20 protein-coding genes are annotated in these 26,512 nt (G+C 74.9%); 7 read left to right on the forward strand and 13 right to left on the reverse strand.

Annotation, left to right across the window (positions count from 1 at the left end):
• Positions 1-20: 20 nt before the first annotated feature.
• Positions 21-938 (reverse strand): N-acetylmuramic acid 6-phosphate etherase, encoded by a 918-nt coding sequence (murQ, locus tag ACFVUH_RS13200; protein WP_387913049.1) that lies wholly within the window; start codon positions 936-938, stop codon positions 21-23.
• Positions 939-1,010: 72 nt separating this feature from the next.
• Between murQ and ACFVUH_RS13205 the strand changes: the two genes are divergently transcribed.
• Positions 1,011-1,691, forward strand: a complete 681-nt coding sequence (locus ACFVUH_RS13205; protein WP_387913051.1) for an endonuclease — start codon at positions 1,011-1,013, stop codon at positions 1,689-1,691.
• Between the two features lie 67 nt (positions 1,692-1,758).
• Here ACFVUH_RS13205 and ACFVUH_RS13210 read toward each other — a convergent pair whose 3' ends face one another.
• Positions 1,759-3,312 carry a hypothetical protein gene (locus ACFVUH_RS13210; protein ID WP_387913053.1) on the reverse strand — a complete coding sequence of 518 codons (1,554 nt, stop codon included), beginning with the start codon at positions 3,310-3,312 and terminating at the stop codon, positions 1,759-1,761.
• Between the two features lie 64 nt (positions 3,313-3,376).
• Positions 3,377-4,060, reverse strand: a complete 684-nt coding sequence (locus ACFVUH_RS13215) for a DUF6445 family protein (RefSeq protein ID WP_387913054.1) — start codon at positions 4,058-4,060, stop codon at positions 3,377-3,379.
• A gap of 140 nt (positions 4,061-4,200) precedes the next feature.
• On the opposite strand from ACFVUH_RS13215, the gene ACFVUH_RS13220 reads away from it, so the two are divergent.
• Entirely contained in the window at positions 4,201-4,743 is a 543-nt protein-coding gene (locus tag ACFVUH_RS13220; protein ID WP_387913056.1) for a PaaI family thioesterase, read from the forward strand.
• Positions 4,744-4,905: 162 nt separating this feature from the next.
• Here ACFVUH_RS13220 and ACFVUH_RS13225 read toward each other — a convergent pair whose 3' ends face one another.
• Positions 4,906-5,913 (reverse strand): YdcF family protein, encoded by a 1,008-nt coding sequence (locus tag ACFVUH_RS13225; protein ID WP_355361354.1) that lies wholly within the window; start codon positions 5,911-5,913, stop codon positions 4,906-4,908.
• Positions 5,910-7,220 carry an MFS transporter gene (locus ACFVUH_RS13230; protein ID WP_387913184.1) on the reverse strand — a complete coding sequence of 437 codons (1,311 nt, stop codon included), beginning with the start codon at positions 7,218-7,220 and terminating at the stop codon, positions 5,910-5,912. The genes ACFVUH_RS13225 and ACFVUH_RS13230 overlap by 4 nt, the downstream gene beginning before the upstream one ends.
• Positions 7,221-7,314: 94 nt before the next feature.
• On the opposite strand from ACFVUH_RS13230, the gene ACFVUH_RS13235 reads away from it, so the two are divergent.
• A complete protein-coding gene (locus ACFVUH_RS13235; RefSeq protein ID WP_387913058.1) occupies positions 7,315-7,902 on the forward strand; it encodes a MarR family winged helix-turn-helix transcriptional regulator in 588 nt (195 codons plus the stop codon).
• Positions 7,903-7,967: 65 nt separating this feature from the next.
• On the opposite strand, the gene ACFVUH_RS13240 is transcribed toward ACFVUH_RS13235, so the two are convergent.
• From ACFVUH_RS13240 to ACFVUH_RS13250, 3 genes are all read right to left on the reverse strand, one after another.
• Positions 7,968-9,521, reverse strand: coding sequence for an esterase/lipase family protein (locus tag ACFVUH_RS13240; protein WP_387913060.1), 1,554 nt, complete (start codon positions 9,519-9,521; stop codon positions 7,968-7,970).
• 130 nt (positions 9,522-9,651) lie between these two features.
• Positions 9,652-10,629 carry a prolyl aminopeptidase gene (pip, locus tag ACFVUH_RS13245; RefSeq protein WP_387913062.1) on the reverse strand — a complete coding sequence of 326 codons (978 nt, stop codon included), beginning with the start codon at positions 10,627-10,629 and terminating at the stop codon, positions 9,652-9,654.
• A gap of 145 nt (positions 10,630-10,774) precedes the next feature.
• Positions 10,775-11,458 carry a TetR/AcrR family transcriptional regulator gene (locus ACFVUH_RS13250; RefSeq protein ID WP_355361344.1) on the reverse strand — a complete coding sequence of 228 codons (684 nt, stop codon included), beginning with the start codon at positions 11,456-11,458 and terminating at the stop codon, positions 10,775-10,777.
• 160 nt (positions 11,459-11,618) lie between these two features.
• Here ACFVUH_RS13250 and ACFVUH_RS13255 point away from each other — a divergent pair, with 160 nt between their 5' ends.
• Complete coding sequence (locus ACFVUH_RS13255; RefSeq protein WP_387913064.1) at positions 11,619-13,247, forward strand: MFS transporter; 1,629 nt, start codon at positions 11,619-11,621, stop codon at positions 13,245-13,247.
• 36 nt (positions 13,248-13,283) lie between these two features.
• Here ACFVUH_RS13255 and ACFVUH_RS13260 read toward each other — a convergent pair whose 3' ends face one another.
• A complete protein-coding gene (locus tag ACFVUH_RS13260) occupies positions 13,284-14,108 on the reverse strand; it encodes a lysophospholipid acyltransferase family protein (protein ID WP_387913066.1) in 825 nt (274 codons plus the stop codon).
• On the reverse strand, positions 14,105-14,980 hold the full coding sequence (locus ACFVUH_RS13265) for a GNAT family N-acetyltransferase (protein ID WP_387913068.1): 876 nt from the start codon (positions 14,978-14,980) through the stop codon (positions 14,105-14,107). The genes ACFVUH_RS13260 and ACFVUH_RS13265 overlap by 4 nt, the downstream gene beginning before the upstream one ends.
• Positions 14,981-15,264: 284 nt before the next feature.
• On the opposite strand from ACFVUH_RS13265, the gene ACFVUH_RS13270 reads away from it, so the two are divergent.
• Positions 15,265-15,675, forward strand: a complete 411-nt coding sequence (locus tag ACFVUH_RS13270) for a hypothetical protein (RefSeq protein WP_387913070.1) — start codon at positions 15,265-15,267, stop codon at positions 15,673-15,675.
• Positions 15,676-15,743: 68 nt separating this feature from the next.
• Here the strand turns inward: ACFVUH_RS13270 and ACFVUH_RS13275 are convergent, their stop codons facing one another.
• The gene (locus ACFVUH_RS13275) at positions 15,744-17,123 is read right to left on the reverse strand and encodes a serine hydrolase domain-containing protein (protein WP_387913072.1); all 1,380 of its coding nucleotides are present in this window, start codon (positions 17,121-17,123) and stop codon (positions 15,744-15,746) included.
• Between the two features lie 243 nt (positions 17,124-17,366).
• Here ACFVUH_RS13275 and ACFVUH_RS13280 point away from each other — a divergent pair, with 243 nt between their 5' ends.
• Entirely contained in the window at positions 17,367-19,049 is a 1,683-nt protein-coding gene (locus tag ACFVUH_RS13280) for a carbohydrate binding domain-containing protein (protein WP_387913074.1), read from the forward strand.
• A gap of 157 nt (positions 19,050-19,206) precedes the next feature.
• Positions 19,207-20,520 (forward strand): YhgE/Pip domain-containing protein, encoded by a 1,314-nt coding sequence (locus ACFVUH_RS13285; RefSeq protein WP_387913076.1) that lies wholly within the window; start codon positions 19,207-19,209, stop codon positions 20,518-20,520.
• Between the two features lie 163 nt (positions 20,521-20,683).
• Here ACFVUH_RS13285 and ACFVUH_RS13290 read toward each other — a convergent pair whose 3' ends face one another.
• Positions 20,684-22,036 carry a M1 family metallopeptidase gene (locus ACFVUH_RS13290; RefSeq protein WP_387913078.1) on the reverse strand — a complete coding sequence of 451 codons (1,353 nt, stop codon included), beginning with the start codon at positions 22,034-22,036 and terminating at the stop codon, positions 20,684-20,686.
• A gap of 131 nt (positions 22,037-22,167) precedes the next feature.
• Positions 22,168-26,211, reverse strand: a complete 4,044-nt coding sequence (locus tag ACFVUH_RS13295; RefSeq protein WP_387913080.1) for a Pls/PosA family non-ribosomal peptide synthetase — start codon at positions 26,209-26,211, stop codon at positions 22,168-22,170.
• Positions 26,212-26,512 lie beyond the last annotated feature (301 nt).

A 26,512-nucleotide genomic window follows, 5' to 3' on the forward strand; every position in this document is an offset into this window, starting at 1 on the left:
TCCATGGCGTTCCGAAGTCGTCAGCCTTCGGCCTGTCCCCGCGCCAGCTCCAGCGCCTCGCGCAGCCGGCCGTCCGCCGCGGCGAGCAGCCGGGCGGCGGCCGGGGCGTCCACCCCGGCGAGGACGACCAGCACGGCGTCCTTCACCTCGCCGCCGGTGGCCGCCAGCGCCCGTCGTGCCGTCTCCTCGTCCGCGCCGGTGATCCCGGTGACGATCCGCCGCGCCCGGTCGCGCAGTTTGGCGTTGCCCGCCCGGACGTCGACCATCAGATTTCCGTACGTCTTGCCGAGCCGGACCATCACCGCCGTGGAGAGCAGGTTCAGCACCAGCTTCTGCGCCGTGCCCGCCTTGAGCCGGGTCGAACCCGCCACCACCTCCGGCCCCGTCACCACCTCGATGCCCAGCTCGGCGGCTGCGACCAGCGGCGACCCGGCGGTCCCCGCCAGTCCGACGGCCAGCGCCCCGGCGGCGCGGGCGCTGCGCACCGCCGCCACCGTGTACGGGGTGCGACCGGAGGCGGAGACGCCCACCACGGTGTCCTCGGAGGTCAGCGCCAGCGCCGCCAGGTCGGCGGTCGCCAGCTCGGGACGGTCCTCCGCGCCCTCCACGGCGCGCACCAGCGCCTGCGCGCCGCCCGCGATCACGCCCACCACCTGACCCGGGGCGGTGTTGAAGGTCGGCGGGCACTCGCTCGCGTCCAGCACCCCGAGCCGCCCCGCCGTCCCGGCGCCCGCGTAGACCAGCCGCCCGCCCCGGGCCATTCGCTCCGCAACCGCGTCCACCACGACGGCGATCCGCGGCAGCTGCCCGGCCACCGCCCCGGCGACCGTACGGTCCTCGGCGTTCAGCAGCCGCAGCAGCTCCAGCGTCCCCAGCCGGTCGAGGCCGGCCCACTGCGGCCGCACCACCTCGGTGGCCGGGCGGTCGGTGTCGTCCATACCGCCTCCCTCCCCGCGCATGACGGCCGGCAACCGGGGCAGGCGCCGCACGGGCGAGGAAAGGAGAGGGCCGTGGGCCACGAGGAGACGGTCGCCGCCCTGCTGAAACGCTTCGGCCGCACCTACGCCGACGAGGCGGGCATCAGGCTCCGCGACACACCGTCGCCGCTCTACCGGCTGCTGGTCCTCACCACGCTCAGCTCGGTGCGGATCGGCGCCGCCCTCGCGGTCGCGGCTGCGTGGGAACTCTCCGCGGCCGGCCTGCGAACCCCGAAGGCGATGGCCGCCTCCCGCCGGCAGGACCGGGTCGACGCCCTCGGCCGCGCCCACTACGTCCGCTACGACGAGAGCACCGCCACCGCCCTCGGCCACGGCGCCGAACTGCTCCTCGGCCGCTGGCACGGAGACCTCCGCCGCCTGCGCGACGAGGCCGGCGGCGACCCGGACCGCATCGCCGAACTGCTCCGCGAGTTCCCCCGGATCGGCCCGGTCGGCGCGGGCATCTTCTGCCGCGAGGCCCAGGCCGTCTGGCCCACCCTGCGTCCCTCCTTCGACGCCCGCACCCTGCGCGCCGCCGCCGACCTCGGCCTGCCCCACACCCCCACCGCCCTCGCCGCCCTGACCCCACCGCACGACCTCGCCCGCCTCGCCGCCGCCCTCACCCGCCTCAGCCTGAGCCACCCCCACGGCGACCCGCTCCTCGCCGCCGCCGAGCGCGTGAGGCCGCCGAGATCGCGGCAGGCCTGGGCTTGACCTCGACCGCCGTGGCACGCCTGGGCGCGGCAGCAGCAGCGACCGGGCGGGTCGATGACCGGGCTGCTCAGGTGGGGGGTGTCAGCTGGTTGAGGAGGGCGCGGGCGAGGGGGATCGGGAGGGCGGGGTTGGCGGCGGCGACTTCGGCGAGGTGGGGGACGGGGTCGCCGATCAGTTCGGTGAGGAGGGTGGGCGGGAGGGAGGGGTGGGCGGCAGCGATCGGGCGGGCCTGTTGGTCCGCCAGGCAGACGGTCAGGGCGGGTAGCGGGGCCGCGGGGTGGGAGGCGATGGCGCGCAGGGCCTTCTGGACGGGCGGGCGGTGGTGGGCCAGGTCGGTGAGCAGGGCCGGTGAGGCGTCCGGGTTGGTGGCCATCCGGGCGGCGACGCGGACGCCGTGCCGGGTGAGCATGGCGCGCAGCAGCGGCTCGGGCAGACCGGGGTGCGGGGCGATCGCCTTCAGGACCTTGGCATCGGGGTCGGCGGCGAGGGCATCGCGGACGGTGGGCGGCAGGTCGCGGCGCTCGGCGACCAGCATCCGGACGGCCGGTATCGGGGAGGCGGCCAGCTGTGCGACCTCGGCGGGGGAGGCGGCCGCGATCCGGGGTACCAGGACGGGGTGGCTGCGGCCTCGGACGGCCAGTCGGGTGAGCACGTCGAGCGGCAGCCGTGGGTGGTCGGTCAGGGGCCCGGTGACGTCGCTGCTCTCGTCCTCGGCCAGGATGCGGATCACGTCCTCGTCGATCGCCGGGTTCTCGGCGAGCGTGCTGCGAACCCACCGCACCGGGTCGGTGGCGAGCCGGCGGTACACCTCCGGCGGCAGGTCGGTGCGGGTCGCCAGCTCGGAGCGTGGCGGCACCGCGGGGTGGTCGGCGAACCGGGCGGCGAGGGCGGCGGGCGTCGCGGGGTGGGCGAGGGCGTTGGCCGTGATGTGGTGCCGGGCGGTCTCGTGCTCGCCGGAGCAGGCGCTGCCGGGCAGCGCCGGGCAGTCCGGGAACTCGCAGTCCTGGCCGTGCTCGTAGGGCACGGTGTGCCGCTCGCAGACCGGGCAGGCACCGGCCGGTGGCAGCGTGTCGCCGGCGAGCAGTGCATCGCCGGCGAGCAGGGCGTCGCCGGTGAGCAGGGCGAGCAGGACGTCCGGCGGTGTCCGGTCGTTGGCGGCCACCGCGCGGCGGACGGTGGTGTGCGGGTGGTGGGCGAGGGCCGCCGCGAGATCGGGCGGTGCGGCGAGGGCGAGTTCCGCGACGACCTCGGGGTCCCGGTCCTCGGCGAGGCGCCGCATGACGTCGTCCGGCAGGTCGGGGCAGGCGGCGAGCCGGCCGCGCAGCCAGGGGTCGGGGTCGGCCGCGAGCCGTCGTGCCAGGTCCGGCCGGCTCTCGCCGCGCTCCAGCAGGGTGAGCGCGGCCTCGGGCCGGCTCGCGCCGTCGACGGCGGCGGTGAGCGCGCGGACCTGGGACGCGGTGAGGTCGTCCCGGTCGGTGAGCTCGGCGGCGAGGTCGTCGGCGCGAGTCCGGTCGGGGGTGGTCGAGGCGAGGGCGATCAGCCGGTCGACCAGGTCGGCGGGCAGGGCGGGGTTGGCGGCGAGGCCGCACAGGACGCGGTCGGGGTGGAGCACGTGGATCACCCCGGCATCCTGCCAGGTCCGTGGTGGCGCGCCTGCGCCTGCGCGCGGGTGCGTTCCTGCTCGGTCAGGCCATCCAGAAGAAGACCGCCGTCATCCGCCGGTCCTCCAGGGACAGGCCGTGGTAGGCGGTGGCACTGTGGATGAGGTTGGCGTGGTAGACGAGCAGGCGGTTGAAGCGGTTGGGGACACAGACGTCCTCGGTGAAGGCGTCGGCGGGGACCCGGCGGGTGCCGAGGGCCTCGACGAGGTTGTTGTGCGGTGCCGTGACCAGGTTGCCGCCGAGCCGGCCGCCGGGGAACTGCTGGCGGTAGAAGCCGGTGCCGGCGCCCTTGGGGGCGCCGGGGGTCAGGTAGAGGACGGCCGCGTAGCGGCAGAGGGCGCGGGAGTCGGTGTGCGGGCGCGGCTCCGATTCGGCGGCGCCGACGAGCTGGACGCAGTTGTGGTTCAGGGTGCCGCCGCCGGGAGCGGTCTGCACCCAGAGCCGCGGTGCCCCGGTGGCCTTGCGGACCAGTGCCTCGACGCGGACCAGTTCGTCCGGTTCGAGGCCGGGCATGGTCCGCAGGCCGGGCCAGGTCTCCGGGCGGTAGGGGTAGCCCTCGGCCCAGTCGTTGCGTTCCAGGCAGCGGCGCCGGACGCTGTCCGGGTCGGGCAGGACGTCGTCGAACACCCAGTAGTCGCGGCCGGGAGTGGGCTTGCGGTAGGGCAGGACGGGAAGGGGAGCCGTCCGTCCGGCGGGCAGTGGAGGCATGGGCCGACCATAGGATTTGTCGCCCCCAACGTTCTGCCGTGAGCAGGTCAACCTTTCGTCAAGGTCGCCATGACCATGACCGGTTGTGTGTGGGCGGGGTCACGCTTGAGCGCGCGGCGGGGGACCGGAAGGGTGATGCCATGACCACCTTCGAGATCGATCCGGCCGACCCGTCGGCCGCCGGGGCGCCGCGCACCCGCACCCATCACTGGCAGTCCGGTCCGCCCATCTCCGCGTTCCCGCACCTCACCGGCGAGGAGATCCTCCAGGAGATCATCGCCGGCCGGATCCCGCAGCCGCCGATCGGGAGCACCATGGGCTTCCGGCTGGTGGAGGCCGGTCCCGGGACGGCCGTCTTCGACGGCGAGCTCGGCGACCACCTCTTCAACCCGATGAACACCGTCCACGGCGGGTACCTGGCCACCCTGCTGGACTCGGCGCTCGGCTGCGCCGTGCTGAGCCGGCTGCCGGCCGGCGTCGGCTACACCACCACCCAGCTGAACGTGCACATGGTGCGGCCGTTGTTCGCGGACTCGGGCCAGGTGCGCTGCGAGGGGGTCGCCCTGCACGTCGGTCGGACGATCGCCACCGCGGAGGCGCGGATCATCGGTTGCGAGGACGGCCGGCTCTTCGCGCACGCGACCACCACCTGTGCCGTCCTGGCCCCGCGTCGGGCCGGCTGACGCACCCGAACGGGCCCAGGGCTCCGGGCTCCCGGCGGTTCGCCCGCGCGCGTCGGCGCGGTTGCCGACCGCGGGGCCCGTCGGCCGTGACGGGGCGGCCGACGGGTGGTGGCCGGTGGGCGGCGGCCGGTGCGCGGCGGCGGCACCGTGCCCCGGACACCACTACGCCCCGAGGGCCGCGGCGACCAGCCCGCAGACGGCGACGAAGCCGCAGATCCCGAGGTTGATCACCTTGTGGGAGAGGAAGACGGCGGCGAACTCGCGGATGGTCGCGCTCGGCCAGTAGTACCGGGCGGTGGGCGAGCCGCAGACCTGGCCGGTGACACCGGTCTTGCGGGCCGTCAGGGCGGCACGGAAGGCGTGGAAGTTGTTGGTGACGACGACGGCGCGGTAGTCGGCCTTGGCCTGCTCCATGATCACCTTGCTGAACAGCAGGTTCTCCTCGGTGGTGCGCGAGCGGTCCTCGCGCTCCAGCCGCTCGGCCGGGAAGCCGCGTTCGGTCAGGTAGTTCGCCATCGCGTGGGACTCCGGCAGCTTCTCGTCCGGACCCTGGCCGCCCGAGGTGATCAGCACCGGCGGATTGCCGCGCGCGGCCTGCTTCTCGTAGAGGTCGCGGCCGCGTTCCAGCCGGCTGGCGAGCAGCGGCGGCACCCGCTCGCCGCCGATCAGCCCGGAGCCCAGCACCACGACGAAGTCGACGTCGCCACGCGGCCGGTGGAGCTGGTAGAGGAAGGCGTAGCCGACGAAGCAGACGAACAGGAAGGAGACGTAGCCGACCACCAGCAGCGCGGTCGCGGCGAGGATGCCGATGCTCGGGGACTTGGTGAGCAGCGCCACGATGAACAGCCCGATCAGGCCCAGGATGCCGAGTCCGGCGAGCAGGGACAGCAGGTTCGCCGGCCGCCGCCCCTCCTTGCGGATCATCGTCAGCCCGTTGGAGAGCAGGAACCAGACCAGGGCGATGGTGCCGACGGTCGGGAGCAGCGCGATCAGGGCGACCGCCAGCTCGGCGACCAGGCTGGGTGCCCGGCGGAGCTCGGCGATCAGTGCGAGGGCGAGCAGCGAGACCGCGATGCCGAGCAGGACGGCGTTGCTGAACCGGCGGCGGTCGCGAAGGACTCCGATCCCACACAGGAGGAAGAACAAGGCCGCTGGGGCATAGGCGATCATGTCCGTATCGTAGGGTCCGGCCGGACGGCTTCGGCGCGGGCCTCCCGGTCCGCGGGATACCCGCCGGTAGTATCCGTTTCGACCGCCTTTCCCTCGCCGTCCCGGTCCGATTCCACCGGCCGGCCGACCCGGCGGACGCCGGGGACGGCCGCGGTGCCGGCGCAGGCGAGCGCGACCAGGACAGCGGTGACCAGCAGCGGCCCGGTGCTGCCCCAGGCGTCCGCGGCCAGCGGTGCGAGCGCGTACCCGAGCGGGGCGGCGGCGAGCGACAGCAGCCAGTCGTAGGACGTCACCCGGGCCAGTACCTGCGGTGGGAACTCCTGCTGCACGACCGTCTGCCACACCGGGCTGAGGAAGCCCAGCCCCGTCATCGCCAGCGCGTACGCGGCCACCGTGACCGGGGCCGGCGCCGCCAGGGCGAGGGAGGTCAGCGGCAGGGCGTACAGGGCCAGGCCCAGGTTGGCGACCAGCACCGGCCGCCGCGGCCGGTACCGGCCGGCGAGCAGCGAACCGACCAGCACGCCGCCCGCGGCGGCCTGGGTCATGGCGATCCAGACGCCGTCCCCGCCCAGCTGCCGGGTGGCGATCAGCGGGCCGAGGGTGAGCAGCACGGCGGCGGCGCCGTTCCACACGCCGTGGCCGATCAGGCTCGTCCAGTACCAGTCGCGCGAGCGCACCTCGCTCCACCCGCGCACCAGATCGGTGCGCAGCGAGCGGCGTTCGCCGGGGGTGTGCCGCACCCGCAGCCGCGTCAGCAGTGCCGCGCTGACCAGGAAGGAGAGGCCGTCCAGCAGGAACGCCCAGCCGGGGCCGGCCGTCCAGATCAGCAGTCCGGCGAGTGCCGGGCCGCCGAGCCGTGCGGCGTTCGCGGCCGAGGCGAGCAGCGCGTTGGCCCGCATCCGGTGCGGCCCCGCCACGGTGGCGGCGACCAGCGGCGTCGCCGTCGGTATGGCGAACGCGGAGGCGATCCCGCCGACCGCCTCGGCCGCCGCGATCGGTGCCAGCCGGGGCTGGTCGGCGAAGAGTTCGAGGCCGACGGCCAGCTGGGCGGCGGCCCGGACCAGGTCGGTGACGAGCGCGACCAGCCGGGGGTTGACCCGGTCCCCGACCACGCCGCCCAGCGGGAGCAGCAGCAGACGCGGGACCATCGCGCAGCCGAGCACGAGGGCGAGCGCGCCGGAGGAGCCGGTCGCCCGGGTGACGGCGATGGCCAGGGCGGCGGGCACGACGGCGTCGCCCAGGGTGGAGATCGTCCGGCCGAGGAAGAGCAGCCGGAAGTCGGGTAGGCGCAGCGGGTGCTGAAGCAGGGTCACGGGAAGCACTGTATTTCGTTGCCGAAGTTTCGGCAACGAAATATCGGCGACCCGAAACCCGCAGCTCACGGACGCCTACACTCGGGGCATGACACGCGCGACCCACCGGACGGCGGCCGAGCGGCCCCGCGACTGGACCGACGGCCACGTCGAACGCTGGCGGCCGGTGCTGCCGCACCTCGACCCGGACGTCGAGGGCGCCGTCACCCGGATGAGCAAGCTCACCCGCCACCTCGGGCGGGTCCGCGAGCAGGGGGTGGCCGACTACGGCCTGCAGAAGCACGAGTTCGACACCCTGCACGGGCTGGCCGGCCGCGGCGGCCGGGCCACCCCCTCCGACCTGCGCGCCGACCTCAACCTGGCGCCGGCCTCGGTGACCGGCCGTCTGGAGGCGCTGGAGCGGCGCGGATTCGTCGTCCGCACCCCCTCCAGCGACGACCGGCGCCGGGTCGACGTCGAACTCACCGAGGCGGGCCGGCTGGCCTGGCGGCGGGCGCTGGACGTGGTCGGCCACGAGGAGCAGCGCCTGCTCGGCGTCCTCACCCCGGTCGAACGGCGTCAGCTCTCCGACCTGCTGCGCCGCGTCCTGCTGGCCGCCGAGCAGCCGGTGCCGGAGGCCCCGGCCGACCGCCTGCGGCCGCGGACCGACCGCGCGGAGACCGGCTGGCACGGCTGATCCGGCACGGCTGATCCGACACGGCCGGGTCGGCACGCCGGAGACCGTCCCGAGGCGGCGGGCCGTCAGTTCCAGGGCCCGACCGTGAGGCGGATCCGGGCGTCCGGTCCGAGGATCGGCCGGGTGGTGGCCGGCAGCGGCACATGGGTGAGCCAGGAGCCGTCGCCCTGCGGGGCCTCGTCGGGCAGCGGGTCGCCGGTCGGGCTCAGGTCCCGGATCGCCCCGGGCACCTCGGAGTTCCAGTGCGCCCAGGCCGCCGGCCGTTCACCGTCGGCGGCCACGTCGACGATCAGGGTGTCCGAGAAGTCGGCGGTCTGCTCCAGGTGGTCGCCGAAGCCGAAGAGCCCGTGCGTCTCGCGCAGCGAGAGCAGGTTCAGGTCGAGCACGAACCGCAGCGCGCCCGAGTCCTGCGGGCGGAGCCGGCTGGAGAGGAAGGTGGTCGCCAGCGGGACGGCGCCGTCCCCGGCGGTGGCGGCCCGTGCGCGCAGGCTCGCCTCGGTCGGATCGGACAGCTGGATCGGGCACCAGTGCGGCGCGGCCCGTTCGTGCATCAGCACCGGCAGCCCGCGCGCCGTGACCCGCACCTCGGCCTGCCAGGTGACCTCCGGGTCCCCGGGCAGCCGGACGTCGACGAGGTCGGTGTCGGCGCGCACGTCGCCGAACAGGAAGCGGCGCAGGTTCTGGTAGCCCTCCTCGGAGTTGACCAGCCCGTAGGCGCCGCTGTGGCTGCGGTAGGCGAACGCCCGGTTGGCGCCGGTGACCTGGGCGTTCTCGATCTGCACCAGCCCGTCGCTGCGCGGGCCGACCGCCTCGGACGAGATGCCGTGGCCGACGTCGTAGTCCCGGGCGTCGGTGCCGACCATGCAGAACACCCGGTCGAGCGGGAAGCGGCCGGCGGCGTTCGCGGCCGGCCCGCTGCCGTCGTCGTCGCCGATGTCCACCGCGCGCCAGCCGTCCGGCGGTCCGTCCGGGTCCGGAGCCGGGGTCAGGTACTGGTACATCCGGTCCGGGCCGAAGATGTCGGCGCCGTTGATGTCGAAGAGGTCGCGCAGCGCCTCCGGGACCCCGAAGCCGACGGCGAAGGTGATGCCGCCGTGCGGCGTTCCGTAGGTGAACAGCTTCGCGACGTAGTCGGTGGCGCGTTCGTTGCGCTCGGCCGGGATGATCTTCTGCAGCAGGCAGCGGCAGATCAGCCCGCCCATCGAGTGGGCGACCAGGTTCACCCGGCGCGCGCCGGTCCGCTCCCGTACGTGGTCGATCAGCCGCAGCAGGTCACGGGCGGCCGTCTCCAGGTCGAACGACTGCGCTCGGCCGCCCCAACTGCCGGAGCAGAGGTCGTAGAAGCGGTGGATCCAGATGCTCTCGGGGGGAGGGTCCTCCTCCTTCTGTGGCCGCGGTCCGCCCTCGACGACGATGTGGTAGCCGTCGTCGAGGTGCAGTCGCAGTAACGGACTTTCGAACTGGTAGAGAACGGGGTTGTCCTGGCGGCCGACGCGGATGTGCGTCGAGCCCTGGTTGAATCCGTAGAACGGATCCGTGACGGCCTTCTCGATCCCGGGGGTGCCTCCGGCGTATCCCCGGACGTAGATGATCGGGAGCCCGGCGGACGGCGTGCTCATGGCCGGCCTGCCCTCTCCGCGGCCGGTACCGGCCGGCACCGGCCGACCCGTTGACTGGCGAGCTTCTCCTCCCAGTGTCGGCGGCCGGCGCCGGCCTGTCACCCCCCTGCTCCGGACCGTTGATGACCCGTCACTGAACGTGTGGGGGCCGTTCGCCCGCGAATCGCTCCATCGCCGCCAGGACGGTCTCGCGGGTGGCGGGGGAGCCGGTGTGTCCGGCGTTCTGGATCACCGTCAGCTCGGCGTCCGGCCAGGCCTTGGCGAGCGCCCAGGCGGTGTCCAGCGGACTGTCGAGGTCGAGGGCGCCGTGGATCAGCACGCCCGGGATGCCGGCCAGCCGGTGCGCGTCGCGCAGCAGTTGGCCGGGCTCCAGGAAGGCCCGGCGGGAGAAGTAGTGCGCGGTGATCCGTACGAAGGCCGTCAGCGCCTCGGAGGGCCGGTTCGTGTAGGCGTTCGGGGAGCCCTGGGTCTCGTGGGAGATGACCGCGTCCTCCCAGGTCGCCCAGGCGAGGGTGGCCGCGCGGCGCACGGACTCGTCCGGGTCGTTGAGCAGCCGGTCGTACGCGACGAGCAGGTCGCCGTCGCGGTCCTCGGGCGGCAGCGCGTCGCGGAAGGCCTCCCAGGGGCGCGGGAACAGCCGCCCGACGCCCCGGTAGAGCCAGTCGATCTCCTCGGGCCTGGTCGTCGTGACGGCGCTGATCACGATCTCCGACACCCGTTCGGGGTGCGCCTGCGCGTAGGCGAGGATCAGCGTGGAGCCCCAGGAGCCGCCGAACATCAGCCACCGCTCGATGCCCAGGTGTTCGCGCAGCCGCTCCAGGTCGGCGACGAGGTGCGCGGTGGTGTTGTGCTCCAGGCCGGTCGCCGGGTCGGCGGCGTGCGGCTCGCTGCGGCCGCAGTTGCGCTGGGAGAACAGCACCAGCCGGTAGCGCTCGGGGTCGAAGTACCGCCGGTTTCCGGTGTTCAGTCCGGAGCCCGGTCCGCCGTGCACCACGACGGCGGGCTTGCCGTCCGGGTTGCCGGACACCTCCCAGTGGATCCGCTGGCCGTCGCCGACGTCCAGCAGGCCTTCCGCGTAGGGCTCGCCGACGGGGTGGAAAGCGGTCATGCGGGTGCCTCCTCGTTGGGACGGATCGTGCGCGCCCGCGAGACTAGCGGTCTGACGGACGGTGGTCGAACGATTTCGGACGGCACCCGCCCGATGCCGGCGCCATCGTGAGGCGGACGGCGCCGAGGGTCCCGCGCCCGGACGGTCAGCGGCGCTCGGCCGGGAGCAGCGCCGCCAGCCCGTCGAGGATGCGTTCGAGGCCGAAGGCGAACCGGGCGTCGAGGTCCGGCCCCGTGAGCTCGTCGGCCATCGCGACCAGCCGCGGGAACTCGTCGGCCGGCAGTGCCCGGAACCGCTCGGCGGCGGCGTCGGCGACCGCGCGCCGGCCGGTGCCGGTGGTCTCGGCCGCCGCCATCGGGGACTGCTCCTGGAGCACGAAGCCCTGCACGTACGCGCCGAGCAGGTAGGACACCATCGCGGCATCGGCGGCGGAGAAGCCGGCCCCGCGCAGCCGGTCGAGCTGGTCCTCCATCAGGTGCAGCAGGTTCGGACCGGGTGCGAGGCGGCCCGCCACCACCTTGGCCGCGTCCCGCCTGCCGAGCAGGTGGGCGCGGTGGCGATCGCAGTAGCCGCGCAGCTGGACGCGCCAGTCGCCGGTGCGCGGCGGGGCCTCGACACCGGCCATCAGGGCGTCGTTGAGGAGGTCCAGCAGCTCCTCCTTGTTGCGGACGTGCCAGTACAGCGAGGCGGCCTTGACGCCGACCTCGGCGGCCACCTTGCGCATCGACAGGCCGGCCAGGCCGTCGCGCTCCAGCACCCGCAGCGCGGCCTGGGCGAGTGCCTCGCGGGTGAGTGCGGGCTGGGCGGCGTCCTGCTCGTCGGCCGGCATGTGGTCCTCGCTGTTCGTCGGGCGGGCGGCGATCGCACTTGCAATCTAACACCGTTAGGTGCACGCTGTCCTCCGTCGAACGAGTCCCTAACGCCGTTAGGGACTCTGTGGGTCGAAGCACTTCGTGCGACCGAATCAACCGAATCAGGAGGGCCACCCGATGGGGGAGACCGAGGGGACCGCGGCGCCGGGCGCCCGGCGCCGCCGGCTCGCGCTCGCGACGCTCTGCATCACCATGTTCATGTCCATGCTGGACAACGTCATCGTCAACAACGCCCTGCCCCGCATCGGCCGGGACCTCGACGCGGGCATCACCGGCCTCCAGTGGGTGGCCGAGGGCTACAGCCTGGTCTTCGCCGCCCTGCTGCTCACCGGCGGCGCGCTCGGCGACCGCTACGGCCGCACTGCCGTCTTCCGGCTCGGGCTCGCGCTGTTCACGGCCGGCTCGGCCGCCGCCGCGCTCGCCGGAACCGTCGGGACGCTGGTCGCCGCGCGGATGCTCCAGGGCGTCGGCGCCGCCCTGCTGACCCCGGGCAGCCTCGCGATCCTGCGGCAGGTGTTCACCGACGAGCGCGAGCGCACCAAGGCGATCGGGACGTGGTCCGGCGTCTCCGCGCTCGGCCTCTCGGTCGGCCCGGTGGTCGGCGGCCCGATGGTGGAGGCCTTCGGCTGGGCGAGCGTGTTCTGGATCAACGTGCCGATCGGCGTCGCCGCGCTCGTCCTCTCCGGCCGGGTGCTGCCCGCGATCCCGGGTCGCGCCCGCCGCGTCGACCTCGGCGGCCTCGTGCTGTCCTCGACGGGCCTCGCCGCCGCCGTCCACACCCTCGTCGAGGGCCCCGGGCGCGGCTGGACGGACACCCGGGTGATCACCACCGCGGTGCTCGCGGTGCTGCTGCTGGTCGCCTTCGTGCTGCTCGAACGGCGGATCGCCGAGCCGATGCTGGACCTTCGGCTGTTCCGGGACGGCGTGCTCGGCGGCGCGCTGCTCGGCGGGTTCATGGTGAGCTTCGGGATGTTCGGTGCGCTGTTCTTCCTGCCGCTCCTGATGCAGGGCGTGCTGGACTGGTCACCGACGGCGGCCGGCCTCGCCGGCCTGCCGATGACGGCGATGATCGTCGTCGCCGGCCCCGTCTCGGCCCGGCTGACCGGCCGCCACGGGCCCCGGTTGCCGCTGGTCCTGGGCATCGCCCTGTGCGCGCTGGGCCTGGCCGGCCTGTCGCTGTACGGTGAGCAGGCCCGCTACGCCGAGTACCTGTGGACGCTGTTCGTGCTCGGCCTGGGCATGGGGATGACCTTCACGCCGGTGTCGATCGCCGTTCTCCACCGGGTCGCCCCCGAGCGGATGGGGACCGCGTCGGCCACCGTCAACACCCTGCGCGAGCTCGGCGGCGTCCTCGGCATCGCCGTCCTCGGCGCCGTGCTGACCCACCGCCTGACGACCGTGCTGACCGCCTCGCCGGCCGGCCTCGGCCTCCCGTCCGGGACGCTCGGCCGCGCCGCGGACACCCTGGCCACCGCCACCACCGCCCCGGCCGAGTCGTTGCCCGCCCCGGTCGGGTACGCCGTCGAGCACGCCTTCACCGACGGCATCCACCTCGCCCTGCGCTGCGGCGCGGCGGCCCTGGCGGTGGCCGCCGTGCTGGTCGCCCTGCTGCTGCGCGCGGGTCGGCGTCCGCCGGCCGCCGCGGCCCCCGGCCCCGCGGAGCACGACCTCGCCGCCGAGGCCGAAGCGGGGGCCGAGGCCGGGGCTCGAGCCGGGACCGGATCCGTCGCCGGGACCGCGCCGTAGCGCCCGCGCCCGCTCACCCGCCGACCTGGAGCCCGCTCAGCGGATGCCCTCCACCGCGCACTGGGCGGCGCGGGCCAGGGACTTGCGGGCCTCCCAGCGGCGGGACGGGTCGCCGGGCGGGGCCGGGATCGCCGGGCGGAAGGCCAGCTCGGCGACCAGGCCCCGGACGGCGACGACCCGGGCCAGCGAGGTGAGCAGACCGTCCTCGCCGACGAAGGCGGGCGCGCTGGTGGGGCGGCCGTCGGCCAGCCGGTAGCGGATCGCCACCGGCTGGACGGGGGCTGCGGCCCGGACGGCGGCCTCGAAGAAGGCCGGGCGGAAGCGGCCGCTCTCCCGGCCGCACCAGGTGGAACCCTCCGGAAAGACGATCATCGGGTGACCGGCCCGCAGCGCGGCGGCCACCTCGGCGACGGTCGTCGGCAGTGAGCGCAGCCGGTTGCGGTCGAGGAAGACGGTCCCGCCCAGGGCGACCAGCGGACCGAGCACCGGCCAGCGCCGCACCTCGGTCTTGGCCAGCGAGCGGCCCGGGCTGGCGGCGGCGATCAGCGGGATGTCCAGCCAGGAGACGTGGTTGGCCACCAGCAGCATCCCGCTCCCGCCCCCCGGTTCCGCCTGGGGGCCGGGTTCGATCCGCACCGCGACCCCCAACGAGCCGAGCAGGGTGCGAGCCCAGAACCGGGCGAGCCGGTCGCGCGGCCCGCGCGGCAGGGCCCGGGTCGGCACGGTGAGCGCGAGCCCGACCGTGAGCACCGTCAGACAGGCGGCCAGCCGCAGGACCCGGCGGGGGAGGGCGACGGTGGGCGCCGGGTCGGTCAGGCAGGCCTCCGGGGTGCAGGAGGCCGTCGGCAGCCAGACACTCATGAGACCTGTTCCGGGGCCGGGGCCGGGGCCGGGGCCGCCGTGCCGACGCCGCCCACGCCGGAGAGGAAGTGCCGCAGGTAGCGCGGGTCGGTGCGCTCCAGCGACAGCAGCACGTAGAGGTCGGCGCAGTCGAAGTCCGGGTCGTGCGCGGGCCGGCCGCAGACCCAGGCGCCGAGCCGCAGGTAGCCGCGGAGCAGGGCCGGCAGCGGCGCCTTGGCGGCCCGCTCCACACCGGTGGCGTCCCACGGGCGGTGCGGGGTCACCCGGTACTGCTCGGGGGCGAGGTGCTTGGCGGCGACGGTGTCCCACACCCGGGCGGCGGTGGCGCCGCCGTCCTCCAGCGAGATCGAGCAGCAGCCGCCCACCCAGGTGTTGCCGGTGTCGGCGAGGTAGCGGGCGATGCCGCCCCACATCAGGTTGATGACCGCGCCGTTGCCGCGGTGCTCGGCGGCGATGCAGGAGCGGCCGAGCTCCACCAGCCCCTCGCGCAGCGGGGCGAGGCCGGAGAGGTCGAACTCGCCGTCGGAGTAGAGCCGCCCGGCCCGGCGGGCGGCCTCGGGGCGCAGCAGCCGGTAGGTGCCGACGACCGCGCCGTCCTCGCCCTCGCGGACGAGCAGGTGGTCGCAGAACTCGTCGAACGGGTCGACGTCCAGCCCGGGGACGGTGCTGTGCAGGGTGGCGCCGAGTTCGTCGGCGAAGACCTGGTGGCGCAGCCGCTGGGCGGCCCGGACGTCGGCCTCGTCGCGGGCCAGCGCTACGGTGTAGACGGCCGAGGCGGAGCCGGCGGCGCCGTCCTGGCGCGCGGCGGGCACCGCGTCGGCGGCCCGGCCGGGGGTGACTGCGGGCGGAGCGTACGTGGGGGCGGTGGTCATGGCGGACCCTCCAGGGCAGCACGGACGACGGCGGCGGCCACGGGGTTCCCGTGGCACCGGCCCGGCCAGGCCCGTACGGTCGACGGGTCTGCGAACCGGCACCCGTATGTCTCTCCAAGTCGGCTGGCATCCACGTTGCCGTTCGGCGGAGCGCAGATGTGCACCTGCTGAATGCGGTCACTCGACGTGTGCGGGACACCTGTTGGGCACCGGCGCGCCGCCCTATCCTCCGCTGCATGGGGTGGATTCCGGGGGCGGGATTCTGGCGAGGACTCGCCAGCGACATGTCAGGCGTACTGCGGTGCCAGGCGGCGGCGACGGCGGGGCTCGCCGTCGTCTATCTGCTGGCCAGGGCGGTCGGACTGGCACCTTCGCCGTGGTGGTGCCTGGTGGTGGCGATGGCGCTCGCCCTGCACCTGGTCGGCGAGCGCTGCTGGGAGGACGACCGCCGACCGCGGGCCGCGCTGGTGGCGCTGGCCGTGGCGCTGCTGGTCGCGGTGGCGCCGTACCTGCTGATCGGGGTGGCGGCCGGCTGGGCGGAGGCGCAGGCGGCGGACACCTATGCCTCGGGCGCGATGGCGGGCGGGCTGCTGCTCGCCGGGTACGTGGTGCGCGCCGTGCACACGCTGCGCAGCGGCGCCCACCCGCCCGGCCCCGCCGTCGCCCCGGCACCCGGCCGGGGCACGGGCGGGTAGCGGGTCGGACGGGGGCCGGGCGGGTGGGCGCCGGGGTCTCGGCGGGGCCGAGGGGCGGTCGGGTCGGGTCAGTACGCCTGCCAGCCCTGCGGATCGAGGCCGCCCGGGATGACCTCGGCCGGCCCGTAGGGCTCGCGGGTGAGGACGAAGGAGCCGATGTCCAGATGGCTGACCGAGCCGTCGGCGGCCCGCACCACGCGCAGCGTCTCGCCCGCGTAGTAGTCGTCGAGCCCGGTCCAGGTGCCGTCCTCCTCGGGGCGGAACCGGGAGCCGCGGCCGCCGCGGCCGAGCACCGAGAGCTCCAGCGCGCGCCCGGCCGCCAGCCGCAGGACGTGCGGAGCGGCGCCCCAGTACCAGGGGCCGGTGAGGGCGAGGAGCTGCTCGTCGACCTCGGACAGCGGACGCCACGGCTCGGGGAGGCGGGGCTCGTGCTGCGCGGTGATCGCGATCAGCTCGGCGGCGACCAGCGGGGTGCGGGAGCCGTGGGTGGCGTTGGCGAAGGCGATCGCGGCCAGGCCGTCGGCCTCGCTGACCCACAGTCCGGCGGTGAAGCCGGGCATCGAGCCGCTGTGCCCGAACAGGGTGCGGCCGTCGTGCCGGATCAGCTGCAGGCCCAGGCCGTAGGTCTCGGTCCAGTCGTCGGTGTCCGGGGCGACGGCGGGGCGGCGCATCTCGGCCAGGGTGTCGGCGGACAGCACCTTCGGGTCGCCGTCGGCCAGGAAGGCGGCCCACCGGGCGAGGTCGGCGGTGGTGGACCAGAGCTGGCCGGCCGGGGCCATCAGTCCGGTGTCGTTGAGCGGTTCGGGCAGCAGGACGTCGGCCCAGGGGTGGACGGCGAAGCCGCCGGCGTGCGGGTGCTCCGGGAGCAGGGTGGTGCGGTCCATGCCGAGGGGTTCGAGCACCTCGCGGCGCAGCACCTCGCCCCAGTGCTCGCCGCGCAGCCGCTCGACCAGCGCGCCGAGCAGCGCGTAGGTGGGGTTGGAGTAGTGGTGCAGCCGCCCGGCCGGATGGCGCCGGGGCCGCTCCTCCTCCAGCAGGTCGGCGAGGGCGGGACGCAGCGCGCCCTCGGTCCGCTCCCACCAGGGGCCGGGGGTCTCGGAGGCGAGGCCGGCCGAGTGCGAGAGCAGCTGGGCGACGGTGGCGCCGTCGGCGGGGGTGCCGGGCAGGTGGCGCTCGACCGGGTCGGCGAGGTCGAGCAGGCCCTCGTCGCGCAGCCGCAGGACGAGCACGGCGACGAAGGTCTTGGTGATCGAGCCGATCCGGTACTGCACGTCGGCGGTGGGCGCGTGGCCGTCGACCATGCTGCGGGCGCCGTTCCAGACCGGCCGCCCGTCCCGGACCACGGCGGCCACCATCGAGGGGGCGCGGCCCTCGCTCTGGGCGACGGCCAGGCGGTGCAGCAGCGCGCGGCGGGTGGTGGGGAGCAGTTCGTCGGACAGGTCGGTCATCTGATCCTCTGACATGGTGCGGTCGGCTTCGGTCGGGTTCGTTCCGCGGTGCCATGGCACAGCGGCCCCAACCTAGTTCGCTCCGGGCGCGTGGTTCCACCCATTTTCTCCCGATCGCCGATTCCCCGTCCGACACTCCGGCACCGTCCGTCCGGCGGACATCACTTGACATGAGCAATTGGTCCAGTCCATTTTGGGGCCCTCCCCGCACCTCCACCCCCACACCCCCACTGGAGGTCATCGGTGCACAAGCGCACCCGACTGCCCGCCGCCGGCGCCGCCGCGCTGCTCGCGGCCGCCGCGGCGTTCACCGCGCCCACCGCCGCCCACGCGGCCGACCAGCTCACCAACGGCGGCTTCGAGACCGGCACACTGTCCGGCTGGAGCTGCTCCGGCGGCCTCGGCTCGGTCGTCACCACCCCCGTGCACAGCGGCGGCATGGCGCTCGCCGGCGCCGCCACCGCGGGCGACACCGCCAAGTGCGTGCAGACCGTCGCGGTCAAGCCCTCCACCACCTACACGCTCTCCGGCTGGGTCCGCGGCAGCTACGTCTACCTCGGCGTCACCGGCGGCGGATCCGCCTGGACCTCCGCCGCCGACTACAGCAAACTGAGCGCCTCCTTCACCACCGGAGCCACCCAGACCAGCGCCGAGGTCTACGTCAACGGCTGGTACGGCCAGGGCACCTACTACGCCGACGACATCGTCCTCGACGGCCCCGGCGGCGGCACCACCCCGCCGGCCGACACCCAGGCCCCCACCGTGCCCGGCAACCTGCGCGCCACCGGCAAGTCCGCCACCAGCGTCACCCTGGCCTGGGACGCCGCCACCGACAACGTCGGCGTCACCGGCTACGACGTGTACCAGGGCGCCGCCAAGGTCGCGACCGCCACCGGCACCACCGCCACCGTGCCCGGTCTGAGCGCGTCCACCGCCTACACCTTCACCGTCAGGGCCCGCGACGCGGCCGGCAACACCTCCGCCGGCTCCACCGCCCTGACCGTCACCACCGACGCCAACGGCGGCGGCCCCGCCCCGAGCGGCTTCAAGCAGGCCGCGCCCTACCTCTACAACGGCTGGGGCAACCCGCCGGCCGCCACCACCGTCATGAACGCCACCGGCATCAAGTGGTTCACCCTGGCGTTCGTCCTGGCCCAGAACGGCTGCAACCCCACCTGGGACAGCCAGCGGCCGCTGCTGAACGGCGTCGACCAGGCCACGATCAACGCGGTGCGCGCGGCCGGCGGCGACGTCGTCCCGTCGATCGGCGGCTGGAGCGGCAACAAGCTCGGCCCCAACTGCGCCACCACCGCCGACCTCGCGGCCGCCTACCAGAAGGTGATCGACGCGTACGGCCTCAAGGCGATCGACGTCGACATCGAGAACACCGACGAGTTCGAGAACACCGCCGTCCAGGACCGGATCCTCGGCGCGCTCAAGATCGTCAAGCAGAACAACCCCGGTCTGCGGACCATCGTGACCTTCGGCACCGCCACCACCGGCCCGACCTACTACGGCAACCGGCTGATCGAGCAGGCCAAGGCGCTCGGCGCGGACATCGACGTCTTCACCATCATGCCGTTCGACTTCGGCAACGCGTCCACCGACATGTACGCCGCGACCGTCAGCGCCTCCGAGGGCCTGAAGAGCAAGCTGAAGTCCGTCTTCGGCTGGGACGACGCCACCGCCTACGCGCACATGGGCATCTCCGGCATGAACGGCCTCAGCGACACCGGTGAGATCACCACCGTCCAGAACTGGACGGCGATCCGCGACTGGGCCAACAGCCACCACCTGGCCCGGATGGCCTTCTGGTCGGTCAACCGCGACCGCGGCTGCCCGGGCGGCGGCCAGCAGGAGACCTGCTCCGGCATCGCCCAGAACGACTGGCAGTTCACCTCCGTGACGGCCGGCTTCACCGGCTGACGCACCCACGGCACGGACCCGGCCCGGCCCCTCGGCGGAGGGGCCGGGCCGTACCGCTGCCGCCGTGCGGGCGGGTGACCCCGGCGGCGTGGCGCCGACCCGCATGAGCGCCGCGCTCCTAGGGTCCGTCTGACCGCCGACCACCCCACGGAGCGTCATGCCCTCCCACCGCGAGCCGACCCTTCCCGAGCCGCGCCGGCCAGAGCCGCCCGCCGGCGTCAAGGCCCGCCGGGTGCTCCGCAACCCCAAGGTCTGGGCCGTCCCGGCCGTGCTGGTCGGCCTGCTCAGCCTGCTGATGTCGCTGCTCTACCTCGGCGGCATCCTCGACCCCCGCGGCGATCTGCACCACCTGCCGATCGCCCTGGTGAACAGCGACCGCGGGGCCGAGGCCGGCGGGCAGCCGCAGAACCTCGGCGAACAGCTCGTCACCGGCATCGCCACCGCCCCCGGCCAGGGGGACACCGTCTCCTGGCGGCGGCTCGACGAGGCCGAGGCGAAGCGGCAACTGGCCTCCGGCAAGCTCTACGGGGCGCTCCAGGTGCCGCCCGAGTTCACCGCCACCGTGGTCGCCCTCGGTGGCGCGAGCGCCAAGCCCGCACGCCCCACCGTGATCCAGTACACCAACCCGGGCGTCGGCAGCCTCGGCTCCTCGATCGCCGCCCAGATCGGCCAGCAGGCCGTGCACCAGGCCTCGCTGGCCCTCGGCACCCGGCTCACCGCCCTCCCGCAGGCCCAGGGTCTGGACGACGCGGCCCGGCTGCTGATCGCCGACCCGATCGCCCTCAGCACCACCGTCGGCCACCCGATCGGCAACCGCAGCGGACTCGGGCTCTCCGCCTTCTACTACACCCTGCTGCTCGTCCTGGCGGGCTTCTTCGGCGCCAACATCATCGGCAACGGCGTCGACGTCGCGCTCGGCTACGCCGACAACGAGATCGGCCCCTGGCGGGCCCGCCACCCGGTGGTGCCGATCAGCCGCACCAGCACCCTCGCCGTGAAGAGCGTGATGTCGGTGGGCCTGTCGCTGCTCACCTCCTCGCTCATCATGCTGGCCGGGGTGGTGATCCTGGACATGGACGCCGCGCACCTGCCGCTGCTGTGGATCTTCTCGGTCTGCGCCAGCAGCGCGGTCGGCCTCGGCGTCCAGGCCATCAACGCGGCCTTCGGCGGCCTCGGCCTGCTGGTCAGCATGTTCGTCTTCATCGTGCTCGGCCTGCCGTCCTCCGGCGCCACCGTGCCGCTGGACGCCCTGCCGTCCTTCTACCGGTTCCTCGCGCTGTTCGAACCGATGCGCCAGCTCACCGACGGCGTGCGGGCCATCCTGTTCTTCGACGCCCAGGCCGACGCCGGCCTCACCCGGGCCTGGATCTGGATCGGCATCGGCACCGTCGCGGCCCTGCTCTTCGGCTTCGCGATGACCCGCTACTACGACCGCAAGGGCCTGCACCGCACCGTGCCCGAGCTCGCCTGAGCGCGGTCCGGCGCCCCCCGCGCGCGCCCCCGGCGGGGGGCCCCGCGGGGGGGGGGGGGGCCCCCCCCCCCCCGGGCCCCGCCCCCCGCGGGCCCCCCGCTCCCGGGCGCGGGGCCCGCCCCCCGGGGCCCGGGCCCGGTGCGGCGGACCGCGGAGGGCCGGGTCAGCCCGCCGGCAGCGGCGGCAGCTCCGGCCGCTGCAGCCAGGCCTCGAACAGCTCGTCCAGCGGCCCCCGCGCGTACCGGGCGGCATGGGCGCGGAAGTCCGCCGTGGTCACCACCCCGTGCCGGTGGAACGACGCCCAGTCCTTGAGCATCCGGAAGAAGGCGGTGTCGCCGAGGGCCAGCCGCAGCGCGTGCACCACCAGGCCGCCGCGCTGGTACAGCCGGTCGTCGAACATCAGCTTGCGGCCCGGATCGGCCAGCCGCAGGTCCTGCGGCAGCCCGGCCAGCAGCCGGTGCGCGAACGCCGCCCGGGCGCCCGCCGTCGGCCCTCCGGAGCGCTCCGACCAGAGCCACTCCGCGTACTTCGCCAGCCCCTCGTTCAGCCAGATGTGGCTCCAGTCGCCGATCGACACGCTGTTGCCGAACCACTGGTGCGCCAGCTCGTGGGCCACCAGCCGCTCCCGCTCCCAGCCGCCGCCCAGGTGGTTGGTGCCGAAGGTCGCCACCCCCTGCGCCTCCACCGGGACGTCCAGCTCCTCGTCGGCGACCACCACCGTGTACTCGCCGAACGGGTACGGACCGAACACCTCCCCGAAGTAGGCCATCATCTTCGGCTGGCGCCCGAAGTCCCCGGCGAACGCGCCCGCCAGCCGCTCCGGCACGTACCCGGTCTGCGGCACCTGCGGGTGCTCGGCCAGCACCACCGGCCGGTACTGGCCGATCGAGACCGTCACCAGGTACGTCGAGGTCGGCGCGGACTGCTCGTACACCCAGGTGGTGCTGGACGAACCGGTGGTCCGGGTCAGCAGCCGGCCGCCCACCACCACCGTGTACGGGGACGGCGTGGTGACCGCTATCTGGTAGGTCGCCTTGTCCGCCGGCCGGTCGTTGCAAGGGAACCAGGACGGCGCGCCGATCGGCTGGCTGGCCACCAGGGCGCCGTCGGTCAGCTCCTCCCAGCCCAGGCCGCCCCAGGGACTGCGCACCGGCCGCGGGTTGCCGGTGTAGTGCACGTCGACGGTGAACGCCGCCCCCGCCGCCAGCGGCTTGGGCGGGCGGATCCGCAGTTTGCCGGCCCGGTGGGTGTAGCGGGCCGCCTTGCCGTCCACCAGCACCCGGCCGATCCGGAAGTCGGCGAGGTCCAGCGCGAACTCCGTCAGGGCGCTCACCGAGACGGCACTCAGCCGGGCGGTGCCGCCCAGCCGGTTCGGGCCGGGCCGGTAGTCCAGCGCCAGCTCGTACCGGTGGACCCGGTAGCGCGGGTCACCGCTGTTCGGGAAGTAGGGGTCCGGCGGGGCGGCGGGCTGCGGGGGCTGCGGGGACTGCGGGGACTGCGCCGGGCGGGGGTTCACCGGGTCGTACGCTCCTGGAAACACGGGACTGGGCAGGGGACGGGAACAGGGACGGGGCCGGACGTGGGCAGGGACGGGGACACCCGGGGGCCGGACGGGGCGAACCCCGGCCGGCCCCCGGGGGACGGCGGTCAGGAGGTGGTCTGCCACACCTCGATCGGGTTGCCGAGCCACCGGCTGTCGGCGGGCACGGACTCGGCGCGCATCACCAGCGAGGCCGGGCCCAGCGTGCTGCGCGCGCCCACCGTACTGCCGGGCAGCACGATGCCGCCGGGCCCCAGGGTGGCGCCCTCGCGGAGGACGACAGTATCCATCCGCATGATCCGGTCGTGGAAGAGGTGGGTCTGCACCACGCAGCCGCGGTTGACCGACACCCCGTCCCCGAGCGTCACCAGGTCCGCCTCCGGCAGCCAGTAGCTCTCGCACCACACGCCGTGCCCGACCTTGGCGCCGAGCGCCCGCAGCCACAGGTTCAGCACCGGCGTGCCCGGCACCGCGCCCACCAGCCACGGCACCGCCAGCACCTCCACGAAGGTGTCCGCCAGCTCGTTGCGCCACACGAAGGAGCTCCACAGCGGGTGCTCCACGGCCCGGAACCGGCCGACCAGCAGCCACTTCGCGGCCACCGCGACCGCGCACGCCGCCGTGCCCGCCGTCAGCAGCACCGCGCCGGACAGCAGCGCCGCCGCGAGCGGCGACCACGCGGTGGAGAGCCAGGACAGCGCCGCCAGCGTCAGCGCGCCCAGCGCCCCCGAGGCCACCACCGGCAGCAGCCGGGCCACCTCGACCAGCCCGCGCGCCCACAGCAGCCGCGTCGGCGGCTCGTAGGTCAGGCTCTGGTCCGCCCGGTCGGCCGAGCGCGGCAGCCGCACCGGCGGCATGCCCAGGTACGAGCCGCCCTTCTTGGCCTTTTCCGGCGTCGCCGACAGCACACCCACCAGGCCGCGCTTGGGCACCGAACGGCCCGGCGCGGTCATCCCCGAGTTGCCCAGGAACGCCCGCTCGCCGACCTTCGCCTCACCGAGCCGCACCCAGCCGCCGCCCAGCTCGTACGGCGCCATCAGGGTGTCGTCGGCCAGGAACGCGCCGTCCCCGACCGTGGTCAGGCTCGGCAGCGCCAGCACCGTCGACACCTCGGCGTGCTTGCCGACCCGCATGCCCAGCGCCCGCAGCCACAGCGGGGTCACCAGACCCGCGTACAGCGGGAAGAGGACCTCCCGGGCCTGGTCCATCAGCTGCATGACCGTCCACGCCTGCCAGCCGACCCGGCCGTGCAGCGGGTGGACACCCGGCTTCAGGCCGATCGACAGCAGCCGCACCGCCGCGACCAGCTGCGCCGCGTACAGCACCCCGAACGCCAGGGTGGCCGGCAGCAGACCGAGCAGGGCGCCGCCGAGCGCGCCGCCCAGGCCGTCCGCAGGGTCGACGAACGGGGCGAGCACCGCCAGGCCGGCCACCGCCGGCAGCAGCGGCAGCAGGCTCAGGGCGGTACCGCTCAGCCCGTACAGCGCGGACCAGCGGGCCCGGCGGACCGGGCGCTCCTTGGGCCAGGTCCGCTCGGCGCGGCCCAGCTTGACGGCGGGCGCGCCGCCCCAGCGCTGGCCGGTCGGGACGTGCCCGGTGACGCTGGAGCCGGCCACCACCTGGGCCCGCTTGCCGACCCGGGCGCCCGGCAGCAGCGTCGAACGGGTGCCGACCACGGCGCCCGAACCGACCTTGAGCTGCCCGACCTCCAGCCGGTCGCCGTCCAGCCAGTAGCCGTTGAGGTCCACTTCGGCCTCGACCGCGCAGCCCCGGCCCAGCTTGAGCATGCCGGTCACCGGCGGCAGCGAGTGCAGGTCCACCTCCTCGCCGACCTTGGCGCCCAGCGCCCGCGCGTAGCGGACCAGCCAGGAGCCGGAGAGCGCGGTCGCGCCGCTCACCTCGGCCAGCCGCTCGGCGGTCCACAGCCGCAGATGGACGCCGCCGCCGCGCGGGTAGCTGCCCGGCCGCAGGCCGCGCAGCAGCAGCCGGGCGCCGCCGGCCGCGATCGCCAGCCGGCCCGCCGGGGTGAACAGCACCGCCGCGCCCGCGCCGACCGCCCACCAGGAGGCGGTCGGCGCCCAGCCGAAGCCGTCCAGGTGGGAGAGCAGGTTGCCGAGCGCCAGCAGGGCGACCGTCCAGCGCAGGCCGACCACGGTGAACAGCGGGATCAGCAGGAGCAGCTGCAGCAGCTTGGCGCGGGTCGGCACCGGGTCGACCGTCCGGGCCTCGCCGGTGCCGACCGCGGTGCGCTCCAGGTGGCGGGCGAGCTTGCGCAGCGTCGGTTGCTGGTAGATGTCCAGCACCGCCGCGTTCGGGTAGCGGGTGCGCAGCAGGGTGGTCAGCCGGGCGGCGGCGAGGCTGCCGCCGCCGATCGCGAAGAAGTCCTCCCGGGGGCCGCTCACCGGCACCCCGAGGATCTCCGTCCACTGCTTGGCCAGCCAGGCCTCGGTGCCGTAGAGCTGCTCGGTCGGCCCGGCGGTCTCCAGGTCGGGCAGCGGCCAGGGCAGCGCGTTGCGGTCCACCTTGCCGGAGGTGCGGGTGGGCAGGGTGTCGACCGGCGCGAGCAGCGGGACCAGCGCGGCCGGCAGCTCGGCGCGCAGCCGCTGCACGGCCTGCTCGCGGTCCCAGCCCTCGCCGGTCACCAGGTAGCCGACCAGCAGCTGGTTGCCGCCGCGCGCGGTGCGCACGGCCGCGGCCGCGCCGGCGACACCGGGCAGCGCCTGCAGCGCCGCGTCCACCTCGCCGAGCTCGATCCGCCGGCCGCCGAGCTTGATCTGCTCGTCGGCGCGGCCCAGGAAGAGCAGGCCCTCCGGGTCGGCCTGGACGAGGTCGCCGCTGCGGTAGGCGCGCTCCCAGCCCATCGAGGGCAGCGGGGCGTATTTCTCGGCGTCCTTCTCCGGGTCCAGGTAGCGGGCCAGGCCGACGCCGCCGATCACCAGCTGGCCGGTGCCGCCGGGCGCGACCGGCTCGCCGGCCTCGTCGACCACGACGAGGTCCCAGCCGTCCAGCGGCAGGCCGATCCGCACCGGGCCCTCGCCGGTCAGCAGCGCCCCGCAGGCGACCACGGTGGCCTCGGTGGGGCCGTAGGTGTTCCACACCTCGCGGCCCTCGGTGACCACCCGCTGCACCAGCTCGGGCGGGCAGGCCTCGCCGCCGAAGATCAGCAGCCGGACCTCGTTCAGCGCCTCGGCCGGCCAGAGCGCGGCCAGCGTCGGCACGGTGGAGACCACGGTGATCTCCTGCTCGGCCAGCCAGGGGCCGAGGTCGGCGCCGGAGCGCACCTGGGAACGGGGGACCGGCACCAGGCAGGCGCCGTGCCGCCAGGCCAGCCACATCTCCTCGCAGGAGGCGTCGAAGGCGACGGACAGGCCGGCCATCACCCGGTCGCCGGGGCCGATCGGCTCGTCCTGGAGGAAGAGCGCGGCCTCGGCGTCGACGAAGGCGGCGGCGTTGCGGTGGGTGACGGCGACACCCTTGGGGCGGCCGGTCGAGCCGGAGGTGAAGATGATCCAGGCGTCGTCCGCCGGGGTGGGGCGCTGCGCGGCCGGCGTCTGGTCGGCGAGCGGCTCGCGGGCCGCTCCGACGGGGGTGAGTACGCGCTCGGCGCCGAGGACGGCGGCGACGGCGGCCTCCTCGAAGACCAGCTGGGCGCGCTCGTCCGGGTCCTCGAAGTCGACGGGGACGTAGGCGGCGCCGGCGGCGAGCACCGCGAGGACGGAGATGTAGAGGTCGTTGGTACCGGAGGGCACGCGCACGCCGACCCGGTCGCCGCGGCCGATGCCGGCGGCGGCGAGGCGGCGGCGCAGCTGCTCGACCTCGGCGGCCAGCGCCCGGTAGCCGAGCACGGTGCGGCCGTCGTCGAGGGCGGGCTCGGTGGGGTGCTGCCGGGCGGTCGCGTCGAGGATGTCGACCAGGGTGCGCGGGGCGGCGGCGGGGCGGCCCGGGTAGCGGGCCTGCTTCTCGGCCTGCTCGGGCTCCGCGGCCTGCTGAGGCTGCTCGGGCTCCGCGGCCTGCTTGCGCAGCTCGGCCTGCTCACGTCGGTCGGCCTGCGCGGGCTGCTGAGGCGGCTCGGCGGGCGACGTCGGGGTGGCGGCCGGGGTCTGCTCGGTCGTGGCGTCCGGGCGCGGTTCCCGGCTGGGTTCGGCTGTCATGGCTGCCGTGTGCTCCTTTGTCCTCGCCCCGTCCCGATCGATGTCCGACCCTTGGGGGCTGTGGGAGCACTCGCCTGTCCGGGTGACCCCACTCCGGGGCCGGAGCGGACAACCCGACTGATGGTAGCCCCGGGTGATGAACGAAGGTTCGACCGATCCTCCGCCCAACTGGCCCGCAAGTGGCCGAATCTGACGGAGTGTCAGCTCACAACTGAGGCTTCGTGGGTTGCATGTGACGACCTGTCAGTCGTTTTGACGGTCCGTCAGGTCAGTTTTCCGACCGTGACCCATGCCACACCGG

This window comes from Kitasatospora sp. NPDC058032 (assembly GCF_042885845.1).
Lineage (GTDB): Bacteria > Actinomycetota > Actinomycetes > Streptomycetales > Streptomycetaceae > Kitasatospora.

What these genes read in the sequence shown, in the direction of transcription:
- ACFVUH_RS13250 (WP_355361344.1), bottom strand. Translation starts at nt 11,458, where the DNA reads ATGCCGGCCGACGAGCAGGACGCCGCCCAGCCCGCACTCACCCGCGAG.
- ACFVUH_RS13270 (WP_387913070.1), top strand. Translation starts at nt 15,265, where the DNA reads ATGTCAGGCGTACTGCGGTGCCAGGCGGCGGCGACGGCGGGGCTCGCC.
- ACFVUH_RS13265 (WP_387913068.1), bottom strand. Translation starts at nt 14,980, where the DNA reads ATGACCACCGCCCCCACGTACGCTCCGCCCGCAGTCACCCCCGGCCGG.
- ACFVUH_RS13215 (WP_387913054.1), bottom strand. Translation starts at nt 4,060, where the DNA reads ATGCCTCCACTGCCCGCCGGACGGACGGCTCCCCTTCCCGTCCTGCCC.
- murQ (WP_387913049.1), bottom strand. Translation starts at nt 938, where the DNA reads ATGGACGACACCGACCGCCCGGCCACCGAGGTGGTGCGGCCGCAGTGG.
- ACFVUH_RS13225 (WP_355361354.1), bottom strand. Translation starts at nt 5,913, where the DNA reads ATGATCGCCTATGCCCCAGCGGCCTTGTTCTTCCTCCTGTGTGGGATC.
- ACFVUH_RS13220 (WP_387913056.1), top strand. Translation starts at nt 4,201, where the DNA reads ATGACCACCTTCGAGATCGATCCGGCCGACCCGTCGGCCGCCGGGGCG.
- ACFVUH_RS13275 (WP_387913072.1), bottom strand. Translation starts at nt 17,123, where the DNA reads ATGACCGACCTGTCCGACGAACTGCTCCCCACCACCCGCCGCGCGCTG.
- ACFVUH_RS13285 (WP_387913076.1), top strand. Translation starts at nt 19,207, where the DNA reads ATGCCCTCCCACCGCGAGCCGACCCTTCCCGAGCCGCGCCGGCCAGAG.
- ACFVUH_RS13235 (WP_387913058.1), top strand. Translation starts at nt 7,315, where the DNA reads ATGACACGCGCGACCCACCGGACGGCGGCCGAGCGGCCCCGCGACTGG.
- ACFVUH_RS13240 (WP_387913060.1), bottom strand. Translation starts at nt 9,521, where the DNA reads ATGAGCACGCCGTCCGCCGGGCTCCCGATCATCTACGTCCGGGGATAC.
- pip (WP_387913062.1), bottom strand. Translation starts at nt 10,629, where the DNA reads ATGACCGCTTTCCACCCCGTCGGCGAGCCCTACGCGGAAGGCCTGCTG.
- ACFVUH_RS13295 (WP_387913080.1), bottom strand. Translation starts at nt 26,211, where the DNA reads ATGACAGCCGAACCCAGCCGGGAACCGCGCCCGGACGCCACGACCGAG.
- ACFVUH_RS13255 (WP_387913064.1), top strand. Translation starts at nt 11,619, where the DNA reads ATGGGGGAGACCGAGGGGACCGCGGCGCCGGGCGCCCGGCGCCGCCGG.
- ACFVUH_RS13260 (WP_387913066.1), bottom strand. Translation starts at nt 14,108, where the DNA reads ATGAGTGTCTGGCTGCCGACGGCCTCCTGCACCCCGGAGGCCTGCCTG.